Annotated in this window: 9 protein-coding genes; 4 read left to right on the top strand and 5 right to left on the bottom strand. The window is 42.8% G+C overall.

What is annotated here, in order from left to right; genetic code table 11:
* Nucleotides 1-3: 3 nt before the first annotated feature.
* Together H4K34_RS10255 and H4K34_RS10260 are read right to left on the bottom strand one after the other, a co-directional pair.
* A complete protein-coding gene (locus H4K34_RS10255) occupies nt 4-4,362 on the bottom strand; it encodes a CusA/CzcA family heavy metal efflux RND transporter (RefSeq protein WP_210757330.1) in 4,359 nt (1,452 codons plus the stop codon).
* Nucleotides 4,363-4,450: 88 nt separating this feature from the next.
* On the bottom strand, nt 4,451-4,870 hold the full coding sequence (locus tag H4K34_RS10260) for a hypothetical protein (RefSeq protein ID WP_210757331.1): 420 nt from the start codon (nt 4,868-4,870) through the stop codon (nt 4,451-4,453).
* Between the two features lie 371 nt (nt 4,871-5,241).
* On the opposite strand from H4K34_RS10260, the gene H4K34_RS10265 reads away from it, so the two are divergent.
* Nucleotides 5,242-6,915, top strand: coding sequence for a hypothetical protein (locus H4K34_RS10265; protein WP_210757332.1), 1,674 nt, complete (start codon nt 5,242-5,244; stop codon nt 6,913-6,915).
* Between the two features lie 87 nt (nt 6,916-7,002).
* On the opposite strand, the gene H4K34_RS10270 is transcribed toward H4K34_RS10265, so the two are convergent.
* Complete coding sequence (locus H4K34_RS10270) at nt 7,003-9,027, bottom strand: T9SS type A sorting domain-containing protein (RefSeq protein WP_210757333.1); 2,025 nt, start codon at nt 9,025-9,027, stop codon at nt 7,003-7,005.
* A gap of 195 nt (nt 9,028-9,222) precedes the next feature.
* Here H4K34_RS10270 and H4K34_RS10275 point away from each other — a divergent pair, with 195 nt between their 5' ends.
* Both H4K34_RS10275 and H4K34_RS10280 read left to right on the top strand, forming a co-directional pair.
* Complete coding sequence (locus H4K34_RS10275; protein WP_210757334.1) at nt 9,223-10,020, top strand: hypothetical protein; 798 nt, start codon at nt 9,223-9,225, stop codon at nt 10,018-10,020.
* Between the two features lie 59 nt (nt 10,021-10,079).
* On the top strand, nt 10,080-10,868 hold the full coding sequence (locus H4K34_RS10280) for a hypothetical protein (RefSeq protein ID WP_210757335.1): 789 nt from the start codon (nt 10,080-10,082) through the stop codon (nt 10,866-10,868).
* A 92-nt stretch (nt 10,869-10,960) separates the two neighbouring features.
* Here the strand turns inward: H4K34_RS10280 and H4K34_RS10285 are convergent, their stop codons facing one another.
* Nucleotides 10,961-12,490: a T9SS type A sorting domain-containing protein gene (locus H4K34_RS10285; RefSeq protein WP_210757336.1), complete on the bottom strand. Its 1,530-nt coding sequence runs from the start codon at nt 12,488-12,490 to the stop codon at nt 10,961-10,963.
* A gap of 300 nt (nt 12,491-12,790) precedes the next feature.
* Nucleotides 12,791-13,510 (bottom strand): hypothetical protein, encoded by a 720-nt coding sequence (locus H4K34_RS10290; protein ID WP_210757337.1) that lies wholly within the window; start codon nt 13,508-13,510, stop codon nt 12,791-12,793.
* 248 nt (nt 13,511-13,758) lie between these two features.
* On the opposite strand from H4K34_RS10290, the gene H4K34_RS10295 reads away from it, so the two are divergent.
* Nucleotides 13,759-14,025: a transposase gene (locus tag H4K34_RS10295; RefSeq protein ID WP_210757338.1), complete on the top strand. Its 267-nt coding sequence runs from the start codon at nt 13,759-13,761 to the stop codon at nt 14,023-14,025.
* Nucleotides 14,026-14,052: the final 27 nt, after the last annotated feature.

Below are 14,052 nucleotides of genomic sequence, written 5' to 3' on the forward strand. Positions count from 1 at the left end.
ATTTTATCGGCCCATTAAGTATTCCAGTCGGATCAGGGCTTGATTGTAATCATTTAGAGTTTGGAGATATTTCATTTTTAAATCCAGAGCCTGCTTTAAGCTTTGGAAATATTCCAGGTAACCAATGGCCCCATTGCGGTAACTTTTCTGGCCTTGCTCCAGGATTAAATCCGCTTGAGGTAGTCCTTTTTGGCGATAGTACTGCAGGCTGTTTTGATACTTGCGAATGCCTTCCATTTGCTGGGCATATTCACTTTGTATCCGACTTTGGAAGTAGCGGTTTTCGCTTTGGGCGGATTCCGTTTTGAGTTGGGCTGCCTGGGCTGTACTGCGATAGGAACCGAAAAATAAAGGGATTGATAAGCCTGCTTGAATGCCTGTGAAACGGTCGGTGCTACCAGCCATTAGGCCACCCGAAGTAGGGGTGCCAATCATCGATTGATTGAAATAGCCAACGCTGAACTCCGGTAACCATTGGGCTTGGGCCAAGGACTGTTCCGCTTCGATTTGCGCTAATTTTTGATTTTGAAGCTGCAATTCAGGATTAGCCTTTAAGGCTTCCTCTTCTGGCTGGAGAATCAGTTCTCTTTCCTCCAAGGCGCTAGGAGCAAATTGAGTCTCAGGCCCATCATTGAGTAAAAAGCGCAGCTGGTTTTCAATTATGGTGATGTCGGCGCGCTGGTTTCGCAGCTGATTTTGTACTTCCATTAATTGGGTTTCGGCACTGGCTTTTTCCAAATAGCGACTTTCGCCGGTTTGGTAGCGGAGCTCGGCCGCCTGGACCACTCTACTGTAAATTGAATCCTGATAAAGCAGCAGTTTTTCCTCTTCCTTCAAATAGCTGAGTTGGTACCAGCGGCTGCGGATTTCGGCTTTGAGCTGGATTTGATCTCGAAGCCAAGCTCTCTCACTTAGGGCGCTTTCGGCCTTAGCTAGTTTATATTGCCGGGCATAAATAGTGGGAAAGGCAAATGTTTGATTGACGTTTAGAGCCAGGTCTGTTTCCGCACTATTGTACTGACCGTATTGCATAGCCAATTGCGTTTTTGGGATGCTAAAGGCCTTATGTTCCGCTTCTTCTTTTTCTGCTACTCTGAGCTCGGAGGCCTTCAATCCCTCATTGTTTTTCAGTGCAATGTTGATGGCCTCATCCAAACTTTGCACAGTTGTACTGCTTTCTTGGGCCATTAAAGCAGAAGGGCCCATCACCGAAATAAAGACCAAAAGCAGGGCTAGCTTTCCTTGAGGTATTTTAATTCGGTTCCGACTTTCGAACCATCGGTATAAGATGGGTAGAATGAAGAGACTTAAAAGGCTGGCCGAGATCATTCCACCAATCACCACGGTGGCCAAAGGTTGCTGTACTTCGGCCCCAGCCGAGCTGGAAATAGCCATGGGTAGGAATCCCAATACATCGGTTAAAGCGGTGAGCATGATGGGACGAATGCGTCTTTTTGCTCCCAGGCGGATGCGATCTTCCAGGCCTAAGTCCCCTTCAGTCTTGAGCTCATTCCAAGCGCTAATCAGTACCAATCCATTGAGAACGGCCACTCCAAAGAGTACGATAAATCCTACTCCGGCCGAGATGCTAAAGGGCATGCCTCTTAAGGCTAAAGAAAATACGCCACCAATGGCTGCCAAAGGAATAGCGATGAAAATCATAAGTGATTGTTTGAGGGATTTTAAGGCAAAGAAGATCAAAAGGAAAATGAGGACTAGGGCCAGAGGTACCACTACTTTTAAGCGTTGACTGGCCCGCTCCAGGTTTTCGAAGGCCCCGCCATACCGGAGGTAATAACCAGAGGGGAGCTCCAATTCGGCATTTAATTTCTCCTGTATTTCTTGCACCAAAGACTGGATATCACGACCCCGCACATTAATTCCCACATAGGTTCTGCGCTGGGTATTGTCTCTGCTAATTTGCATTGGTCCGCTTTGGTAGCTGATATCGGCTACTTCCTTAATCGGAATTTGGGTGCCGCCGCTCAAAGGGATGTAGAGGTTTTTCAAATCATCAATGCTTTCGCGATGTTGAGCATCAAGGCGAATCATCAGATCGAAGCGTCTTTCTCCTTCGAAGATGACCCCGGCCTTGGCTCCGGCAAATGCCGACTGGATCAATTGATTGAGCTCATCGATATGCAAGCCGTATTGGGCCAGCTTAGCGCGATGGTATTGAACGGTCATTTGAGGCAATCCCTTTGTGGCCTCAACTTTCATATCGGCTACTCCCGGCACGGTGGCGATGATCTGCCCCATTTCCTCCGCTTTTTGAGCCAGGATATCGAGATCCTCCCCAAAGAGCTTTACAGCAATGTCTTCGCGCACCCCGGTAAGTAATTCATTGAAGCGCATTTCGATAGGCTGGGTAAATTCGAAATTAACGCCGGTAATTTCACTGAGCACGGCCTTCATCTTGGCAATGAGCTCCCCTTTAGAGTTCGCTGATACCCATTCGGATTTTGGTTTGAGCAGTACAAAGCAATCGCCTACATCCATAGGCATAGGGTCGGTAGGAACATCGGCTACGCCAAAGCGCGACATCACATGCTTAACTTCCGGGAAATTGTTGAGCAATAAAGTTTCAATTTTAGTGGAGGTGGCGATGGATTCCTGCAAGGAACTGCCCGGTTTTAAGATGGCGTGAAAGGCGATATCCCCTTCATCCAATTGGGGAATGAATTCGCCGCCCATGCGACTGAAATTGAAAATGGCCAGGCCTAATAAGACGATGGCGCTAATCAATATCGCTTTACCGCTTTTTAAAGCACGGGCCAGCGCCGATTCATAAAGGGCTTCCAGTTTTAGAATCAGTCGATCTCCGAAATTGGGGGCTTCTGTTTTAGGGCGACGTAGCAGCCAGGCAGACATCATCGGTACATAAGTTAGGCAGAGAATCATGACCCCAATCATGGCAAAGATGAAGGTGAGAGCCATGGGTTGAAACATCTTGCCCTCTACTCCTTGCAGTGCTAAAATGGGAATGAAAACAATCAGGATGATTAGCTGTCCGAAGAAGGCAGAATTCATCATTTTGCCCGAGGCGCGAATGGCTACTTCATCTCTTTCTTCAGGGTTTAATTTCCCCTTTAGCAATTTGTCGTGGAGGAGGAAAACCGTGCCTTCTACGATAATTACCGCTCCATCTACAATGATCCCAAAGTCGATGGCTCCCAGGCTCATTAAATTGGCCCATACTCCGAAGATGTTCATCATTACAAAGGCGAAGAGCAGAGATAGGGGAATGGTAGAGGCCACAATTAAACCACCGCGGAAATTCCCTAGCAATAGCACTAATACAAAGATGACAATTAAGGCCCCTTCGAGGAGGTTACGACTAATGGTTCCGGTGGTTTGGGCAATGAGGCTACTGCGATCGAGGAAGGGTTCAATGCGTAGGCCTTCGGGCAGGGATTTCTGGATTTGCTCCACTCTGTCTTTTACCGCTTGAATCACCTTATTGGAATTGGCGCCTTTGAGCATCAGGATCATGCCACCTACGGCTTCACCCTGACCATCTTTGGTAAAAGCACCGTAGCGCACCGCTTGCCCGTAGCGCACTTCAGCCACATCTTTAATGCGGATAGGGATGCCGCCTTTATTTTCGACCAGAATATTTTCCAGGTCCTCCAGGCTGCGGGCCAAGCCTTCGCCGCGTATAAAATTGGCCTTGTGATTTTTCTCGATATAAGCACCGCCGGTATTGGTGTTATTCCTTTGCAAAGCCGAGTATAGCTCAGCAATGCTGAGGCCCATGGCTCGAAGTTCATCTGGGTCAACTGCAATTTCGTATTGCTTTATTTGACCGCCGAAGGCATTCACTTCGACTACGCCTGGCACCATGGCCATTTGGCGACGGATAATCCAATCCTGAATGCTGCGTAAATCGGTGCTGCTGTATTGATCGCGGTGAGCAGAATCTACTTCCAGGGTGTACTGGTAGATTTCGCCCAATCCGGTGGAGATCGGCCCCATTGTGGGTTTACCGAAGCCCGCTGGAATTTCTTCGGCTACCTCATTTAGTTTTTCAGCCACCAATTGGCGGGGGAGGTAAGTGTCCATCTCATCATTAAAAACGATGGTAACGAGAGACAAGCCGAAACGGGAAACGGAGCGTATTTCTTCCACGCCTGGCAAATTGGCCATGGCCAGCTCTACGGGATAGGTTACAAATTGCTCCATATCCTCCGTGGCCAAGTTGGGCGATTGGGTAATTACTTGCACCTGATTATTGGTAATGTCGGGAACCGCATCCAGGGGAACCTGGCTCATGCTCCACAGGCCACCCAGCACCAGGGCAATGCTCAGGAGGCCTATTATTAGCTTATTCTTTATTGAAAAGCGAATGATATTTTGAATCATAATTTCTTGTTAGATCCATAGAAAATTCCTCGACCGGAGCCGAAGATTCGATTGAATACTGATCCGGCTTAAAGCCTGGATACAAGGTTTAACAAGAAAAATGCGGGGGTCCGCGGAGGGAATAATGGGGCCGCCTTTCGGTGCTGGCCAGGATTTCGTCGACATCGAAATATTCGAGCTCGGTTTCATCCAGATCGATAGAAATAGAAATCGGACGAAGGATCGCATCCCAAAGAATTAGAATAGGACTCTGAATTTGAAGGTCCTGATTTTGGCTGGCCAGATAGAGATCCGAAACACAATGTTCTACCCGATGATCGGTTTCGGCCAGCAGGCAAACAATCAGATCATAAACACTTTCGTCGCAATGATTATGGTGAAGATGCTCATGCCCGGAATGCTCAGTATCGGCTTCTATCGCCGCACTATGAGGAACCATAGCATGGGCCATACCCAGACTGTAGCTGAGTAAAAGTAGAAATGATAGGAGCCTTTTAAGAGGGGTCATGCGGCGAAGATATTGGTTTTTAGCGGGATAAGAATAGGCCTCGTGCCGGGGCTTTTAATTTCTTATTAGTTTCAAAAACAGACTTTCACCATTGGCTTGGCTGAATTTTGAAAGGTAAGGGACTGATACCTAGATACTGTTTTTGCCAATTGAAATGTTTTTTTGGTGTGGATTTATTAAAATTTATCAGGATGTTTTAATAGTCTTTCAGGTGAAAAATTCAATTGTGGTCCTGGCGTCTATGGTTTTATTCTGTAATAAAAAAGCTTAAATAAATATTGGTATTCTAAATTGATCGTTGATATCTTTAAACTAAACACAGTCTCATAATAACTTTGAAGGAGATTGTATTGTTTGATAACCAGTTACCTATGTCTGATAGCGCAGCATGTCCATCATATCTCCTAAAATTAGCAAGAGTTGTTCTTTTTGTTTTTATAATGCCAAGTTGCCAATCCCCATCCGAGGATGCTACTCATAAAGGCTTGAATTCAAAGGTTGAATTTGAATTAATCCGGCAGAGCCAGGAGATTAATTTGCCATTTGAATTTAATGTAGCCCTTAATTTGACAATAGATGCTTATACTCGAAATGACACTGATTTTATACTCTTAGGAGATATAGAGGGTAGGAGATTAATTGAAGTAGATATTTCAAATGAAAAATTTTCCAGAGAAATAAAGATTGAAAGAATAGCGAAGGGAAGATATCCGCTTTTTACACACCATTATCTTAGTCCTGACACGATCATTGTATTAAAGGATATTAGTAACGAACACGGCTTAGTTCATGATTCAGTACTTTTTTCAGTTAATCGATTAGGTAAAGAGACGGCTATTTTTAACCTAAACCAGAGTCCGTTTAGGAAAATGGGGGATTCTAAGGATTCCTCAGATGCCACGCTTTTTCATCATGTTAGGCCCATGGAATTTGATGGAAATAGATACTATGTGGTGCCCCTGCCTTTGTACTCAAGTCTTTCGCAGAAGGAGATTAACAAATATGGAATTCCGGAAGTAGGCTTTTTTGACTTTAACGGAACTAATGATATTACTTTTAAAGCAGTACCCTACCAAAGAGAGGTACCAATGGAAGGCGTTAAATATGCAGACGAACAACTTGATGTTAATCTTAATCCTAAATCGAAAGATTTCCTATTTATCTCACATTGTAATTACCCTAAACTTCGCTTAGTAAACATCAACACAGGGGACTTTATTGAGTCTAATGAAGCAGCAAGGCTTATCCCGGACCCTATACCTCTGAAAGGGGATGTTGGGAATAGTCCTTCTTATAATCAACACAGCACTATCTTCAAAGATGTGTTGTATGATTCTAGAAAATCAATGGTGTTTAGATTTGCTAAGTTGCCTGTCGAAAGTGAGTTAAAACCAGGGGACTTAAGTAAGTTCAGAATGAATTACACCTGGGTTGGCGCATATGATGAAAGTTTAGATTTGATTGGTCAATCGATAGTGCCTGATTGGTTTGAAACACACCCCAAACCTTGTTATTTTAAAGGACAGTTTGTTGGGCTTACTCAAGGTGAGGATCTAAGAAAGTTTAGAGTGCAATACACATCCCTAGATACTCATAGACTAAAGGCAAGTGAATATGATTCGTTGGTGAATTACATCAACAATATTGAGCCAGATGTTACTGCGAGAGACATTTCGAGCCTTTATAAAAGTTACCAATTACCGAAGAATAGTATTTTAATAACGATTTCAAACAGGTCCTGCCCTTACTGTGTGGATTACAGCACTAAATACTTTTTAGCGCACCTAAAAAGAATGGAGCAGGATGGTATTTACTTAATAACTTCAGAGCGTAGTGCTAGTGCTGAATTGAGAGCTGCCAAGTCTTCACATATAATTATTGACAAAGAGAATGAGTTGGATGACTTGCTTAAACAAAGAATTGATAATCCTGCCATAATGTTATGGAATGGGCAAAAGGTCACTCGCACTATGGTATTACCACCGGATGAGGTTAAGCTAATTGATTCTTATCTTCAGGTTTTCCAAGAACAGGTTGCTAAATAATTCTTGACGTGAGCTCTACCCAATGCTTTGGGTGATTATGAGTTTCACTGCTGAATAGATAATGCAAGTTCTAAATTGAAGCAATTATTATTCTTTCAATACCTTCAAAAACAGACTTTCACCATTGGCTTGGCTGAGCTTTAAAATGTAGAGGCCGGCAGGGGCCTTGATTTCCAGATCTAATTCGGGTTCAGCATGGAGCTCCCCGTGGTCCACTAATTTCCCGTTGGCTTCAAAGAGGCTATAGGAGACGGCCTGCTGGAAGGCTCCCAGCTTAATTTTTACTCTGCCTTGGTTGGGGTTGGGGTAGATTTCCAAGCCTAGGGGTAGCGGATTATTCAGGCCAATTCCCTGGATATTATAGCAAGCTGAAGTGTCGCTACAAAAGCCATTGTCGAGAATTACGGCGTAGTGGCCATCTACAATGGGGTTAAAAGTTTGCAAGGTATCACCTGTTAAAAGATTGTATCCATTGGCGCTGCATTCTAGCCATTGATAGTGGGCATTGCTGTCTTGAGCACTGAGGCTAAAGCCGGATTGGATTACCGAAGTATCCGGTAGATCAATATGTAAATCGATCATTACAACGCTATCGCAGTATCTTAAAGAAGGAAAGCTGTCGAGGTAAAACCCACTCTGAGTCCAAACTTTGCTTCCACTCCCGGAAGTATAATCAGCACAAGTATAAATGCTAAAAGTGTCGATAGGCAAGCTTTCGCAGAAGCGCAGATTATAGAGGTAAACATCTTCGTATTGAGCGTTTAAGTTTAGAGAATCCGGGCTGGGGTCGAAATCAAATCGGCCAAAGAAACTGCCTGCAACAAAGAGATTTTCACCTTGAAAGGCCATAACTGTTTTACGATCCGTTCCAGCGGTAGTTCCAGCCCAAAATAAGCTGTCATTGGGCTCGTAAATCGCGATAAAGTCCTCCGTGGAAAAACCGGCGGTACTTAGGGTATGATTCCCCGAACCCAGGTTGAAGTCAATACTACCAATAAAATTCCCACTAAGATGCAGTCGGTCCATCTCATCGATAAAGAGATTTTCGATGGACATATTACTAGTGCCGGTTAGTTGAATGGCCTTTTGGAAATTACCCGCTGAGTCGAGTTTAAGGCAGTAGCCGGATCGGAAATTATTGAAAGGCTGCAGCGTATAGGTACCGGCTCCGGGGTCCATATCTATAGTGCGGGGGAAATGTCCAACGGTAAATACTTGACCCGAGTCATTAGCCAGTATGGCATGGGCGGCATCGTCGCCAATACTGCCGAGGTGCTGGCTCCAATTAAAATTACCGTTACTGTTGTAGTTAACAATGAAGAAGTCGCGGCCCCCACTGGATTGATATTGAATAGGGTTTGCACTGCCCGGATTAAAGATGATGGAGTCGCTGAAATTTCCGCAGAAATAAATTTGATCATTATGTAGGGTCAGATCTTCTACGCCATTGTAACTATTGCCACCGGCATTCCGTACCCATCTGAAATCTCCGGTCGCATCCAAGCTGAGTAAAAAGAGATTCGTGTAATAGGTGGGACCCATCCAGGGATCATTGAAGTAATTGTTAGTGAGGGTATGGAAAGAGGGGCCGGGATCAAAATCGGTGCTGCCGCTGTAATGCCCCCCGATGTATAGGTTTCCCGTATTATCTATCGCTATGCTAAAGGCGCGAGCTTCTCCATTAATAGTCTTGGTCCACTGGTGGGTACCGCTGGCGTCGTATTTATAAATCTTGGCCCCATTGTATTGCTGATAGCTGGTGAAAAATAGATTGCCATTGGTATCCAGCGTTAGGCCACCGGGGTTTCCTTGTCCGGGTGAGTTGACCCAAAGGAGTTGACCTCCGGCGCTGTATTTAGCTAAAAAGAGTGCTCCTGAGTTTGCGCCTACCAAAGCGGGTTGGCTACTGTCTGGGTCAAACTGTGCCGTTCCGGTAAAATAACCGTAGCAGTAAATATTGTTGACAGAGTCAAGCTCAATGGCCGTGGCATAGTCGATATAGGTTCCGCCAAAATTATGGGCGAAATCCAGTCGGGGTTCCAGAATTTGACCTTGAAGCAGAAGGGAGAAAAATAGCAGAAAGGCAGAGAGCGGAGCAGAGGGTTTGGACATCTTTGATTGTTTATTGGTGGCAGGAAGATAGGGAAAATGAGGGGGAATAGTTTTCGGGAGCTAGTCTTGGTGTCGAATGCTGAAAAGGAGTTTTTAATAAATGAGATTAGATTAAAGAATAGGTTTAAACGGAAAGGACTTAGTATTTAAATGGGCAATTAGTTTAATTTAGAGACTTCTAAACCCCTGGTACTGATGCGCTATTTAATTCTGGTAGTGTTTTTTGCTTTGTTTGCTTGTAAAGAGGATCCAATTACAAAGGAAAACCCGAACCCTTATCCCGACTCTTATTTTTTGGTAGGGGAATATGATGACTATGATTATCATCAAAAGTTTGATCCTCCACTAGGTCTGGGCCCTAAAACGGAAGGGCGATTTGTGGGCTTGGATCGGTTTAAGGCCTATGTGCGCTTTGATTTGGATCAGGATAGCATAGATGATTTTGAGGTTTATAACTTAATCCGCTTTGTGGGCAACTTGGACTCGGTGGTTTATGAGGAGCTGACTTTTGAGAACTTAGATAATCACTCCAATGCAGCTGCTTTTTTTATAGGGTATGGATGGATAAGGGACTCTGTTTATCAATGCAGGGATACCCTTACGAATTTCTCAGTTACCTATAATCGCAGTAGTGCTTATCAATGTCAATTTCACGTCGACAGCCTTCTTTATGAATACAATTATTACGATGTTCTTAAAACCCACCAAAAGGGAGATACAATCCCCATTGGTGGGAAGGATCGACTTTTAGGGCCAGCTTGCTGGTTAAAACGATCAGAAGATCATGGTGATACCCTTCAGCTTCGTTTGACCACATTCCCATCTTTTACCTCTAGCCCTACGGACACTTTTTATATTGTTGGAACTTCCTTTGATTTTGAGGATCAGGAAAGGTCGCGATTGTTTTGGCTGAAAATGGGACTTCAGGGGGAAAGATCCAATAAGCGCTATGTCTTTTATGAAATGGCTTATAAGGCCTATAATCGTATGTAAACACCTGAACTCCTGTAGATTGGGTGGTTTATTCTCCTTAATTTTTTTTGCTAAGTATTATGCGTTGCATTTTTCTGCTTTTAGTTTTGTTATTGTTTGCTTGCAAAGAGGAGCAGACGCTTCCAAGTGAAAACCCGAATCCTTATCCGGACACCTATTTTTTGGTGGGGGAATATGATGAGTATGATCATTATCAAAAGTTTGATCCTCCAATAGAACTAGGTTCTATGAGTAATGGTCAGCTGGTATCTCCCAATGCCTTTAAGGCTAGCAAGTACTTTGATTTTGATTTAGATGGTGTAAATGATTTTAGAATAGACTATCTCATTCGCTTTAAAGAGAATGTGGATTCGATTGTTTACGAAGAACTGTATTTCGATAATCATTTCGACCCAAATAGTACACGATCTGCCTTTTCGGGGATCTATCAAATTTATGATTCGGCTTTTTTGTGTGTGGATACCCTAACAAAGCAGTCTTTAGTCTATAATACTAGTAGTGGCTATCAATGTCAATATCACCTGGATTCTTTTTGGTATCCCAATTTCTTTTACAATGTGCCAATTGCTTACCAAAAGGGAGATACCATTCCCATTGCTTATGTGAATCAATTAGGGGAACCAGGGAGATGGAAACATATAAATGAACAAGATCAAAATGGAGTTCATCGCATAATCAGTTCATTCCCGGTTTTTCAAACAGATACCTTTTATGTGGTGGGGAATTCAGGACATGAGCATCAGGAGTCGGCAGAGCTTTTATGGTTAAAAATGACCGTGGAAGGAGTCGGCTGGCGGAAGAAGTACAAGTTTCACGAATTGGCTTATAAGGGATATGGGCGACTTTAAAAAGGCCAGAACTAAGTTCCTATAGGTATTTGCAAGCTGAAAAAGGGGCTGTTTTCGCCGGCGGTCAGTGGAAAGGTGAAGGCCAGCGAAAACTAGTGCTTAATAAACCTAAATAGGTCTTGTCCTGCTTTAGTTTTACCCCTCACTTCAAGCAAATAAGTGCCATTAGGTAAGATAGATACATCAATCGGCTGATCTGTTTTCGTGTTTTGGATTAGTAAGGTTTTGCCCTGCAAATCGAGTACTTTGATCCTAAACTCTTCATCTGGTTCTTCAGAATGGATGGATAGAAATTGAGAGCTGGGATTAGGATAAATACTTAGCTTTTTAGGTTTCAGTGAAGCTTGTACTGATAAGGGTGAGTTTCCTTGAGCGTCTATCTTCAAGAGGAAACTTCGAGATGAATTAGAATTGGGGCCGTTCCAAGCACTGATTGGAATGATGAAGTCTCCATTACTACTGCGTCCAATGCAATTTTTTAGACTTGTGGCACTTGCAGAAATTGGGAGGCTATCCTTGAATATTAAATGGTCTACTTGCTTTAGACCTAAGCTGTCGAAATAGCGAAAACGGCTTACTCTAACCGTATCAATTGTGCCGGATTGGTTAGTGTTTAATAGTTGTTCTGTACTGCAAATGGAAAGCACTCCCTTATTTCCGAAAATGAGGGACTCGGTATTCCAAGGGCCGATAAAGTCAGCATAAAAAATTCTACCATTTGAACGAACCCTACGCTTTAGGTTTCCGTCGAAGTCCTTATAAAGGTATTTGGACTGGTATCGATGGATATTGGTATTAAAGCCAATGGAGTCATAACGGAATAGAAGATCATCTTCGACTAATGTGGCCCGGAAATCATCAGCAGTTGAAATCTTAATGGAGTCGAGGAGTTGAAAGGAACTGTTGAAGTTCGCATAGTAATAGGAGTCAAGCCCGTTTTCGTACTGACTTAAATGATAGGTGGATATACCCGTTTGTGGGTTGTAAACTACTCTGGAATTAATAAATAGGCTATCCGCATTAACAAAAATCTGGTTGGATAGAATGGTTTGCAAACTATCCAAGTCATAAGATATCAGACTGTTCCCCTTAAGGTCAAATAAATGAAGCCGATGGTTCTTTTTAAGTAAGATGTTGTGCAAGGAAAGCTGGGAGTCATTCAGAAGATGCGTGTCGAATAAATGAAAATCATACTTGTTAAAGACAAGATTCCCGGACCGGTCTCGAAGCTGTATTAGGGTTTTGTTCGGGGAGTTATTAATTCCCGAAACATAAATGCAGTAGCCATTTGTATCGGAGAGGTAAGTGCCACCTGCCTGTTCATAGCTGTTAATTGCTTCCGTATAAGGGAGGTCGAAAATAGATTCTTCCTGGACTAGGTTTAAGGAATAATCATAGTGCTGGATATACCACTTGGTTAGATCAGGGCCACCAAAAACACTTATTTTCTCAGAAATAAAAAGATTGATTTCTTCCCCATAATAAACCATTCCGATGGTATTGCTGTAAGCGCTGCTGCTAGGGTTTTGAGGGCTTAGCTGAATAAGCTTGGCTTGACTAAAAAGATTAGTGACGCCACAGAAATTAAAGAACAGCAATAGGCTTAAGGGAAGAAGACGCATTTAACAGGCTTGGTTGGAGGATAATGCCCTAAAGGTATTGTTTTTAGGTAATTATCATGGATTATGGTTGCCTTATGGTATTTGCAGAACAGCGGGATATTTGAAATAAAAAAAGCTCCCTCCTTGCGGAGAGAGCTTCAGTGCCCGGAGCCGGAGTCGAATTGCAAACGGCTGTAATGGCTGTTGATAATCAATGTGTTATGTTTTTAGGGTTGATTCAATATTTGTGATTTTCGGCAAGCTTTTGGCAAACTTTTAATTTTGAGGATTCATTTTAATTAGTATTATTAATGAACTTCTTTAATTCAGGAAGCCAAATAAGTCATCACTTCCGTTGATTAGCCATTTGGTAGATTCAGAGGTGATTGTGGCATGAAAATGTTGCATTGTTTTAAGAAAAAAAGTTGTTCCTAGTTTGCTGCTTTTTGCAAATAGTTTACTGAGCTTTTTAGCTAATTTACCTTTCGTAGTGGTACTTAAATTTTCTCGAACTTGCTCACTTTCGGCAATAAGATCATCGCAAATGGTTGAGATTTTCGGGTTACGGCTATGGTCGATACTCCCTTCGAAATCCAACAAATACCGATTTAGATTTGGTATATCATTCAAGGATAAGGGTAAGTCGAAATCTTCATCTGCGATATTGAAGTAGCTTTCAATTTCTTTTGCCCTCTGGTCCAGTATATTGTCAGAAAGAAAATCATATTTCTTAAATCCCTGCAAGAGATCTACCCAGAGACTTAGGTGGCTATTTATGGAGTCATGATCGCATTTTAACCATATTTTTCTGGAGGTGTTGGATGATTTGGATTGTGGTGAGTATTCAATAAGGATTTGTGTATGTCCATTATTTACCCTTTGTTCAAGAATATGGAAATAGAATTTTGAACCAGGGTTTGAGCTGATAAGTTTAACTAAGCCATTGTCGGTACTTACTTTTTCAAAAAGAGGATTTTCAGTGTCGTAAAGGGTCTTAAGTACTTTAAGAACTAAAAGTGGGATCTCTTCACCTTGATTCATTCCTGGGGTATTAGAAATTTAAGCGTAATGTCTAGGTGCGTTTACAAGCCATGTTCGGACGCAAATTTTATTGCTTATGTAATTCACCAGTACTTAGAAATTGGATTTTAAACTTAGTAAATTCTCTGAGAGTAATGCTAGGTACGTTATGCCTCTTATTGATATATAGCTAGGTGTTAAATTTAATCGACTGTAAGTCCCCCAAAAAATCCAACAGTTTAAAAGTGTGTAAATTTAAACTGTTGACTATGAAAAAATCAAGATTTAGTGAAAGCCAGATCAGCCAGGCTTTAAAGGAGCATGAGGCTGGTAAGAAAGTACAGGATATCTGCAAGGAGTTAGGTATAAGCGCCAATACTTTTTATATCTGGCGCAAGAAGTACGGGGGCATGGATTCAGCAATGCTACGCAAGTACAAGGAGTTAGAGCGAGAAAACACGAAGCTAAAGCAGATGTATGCGGATTTGAGCTTAGACCACAGGATCCTTAAGGATGTGGTGGAAAAAAAGCTCTAGGGCTCTGTCAGAAGAGGTTTTTAGCAA

The sequence above is a fragment of the Croceimicrobium hydrocarbonivorans genome (assembly GCF_014524565.1).
Classification (GTDB): domain Bacteria; phylum Bacteroidota; class Bacteroidia; order Flavobacteriales; family Schleiferiaceae; genus Croceimicrobium; species Croceimicrobium hydrocarbonivorans.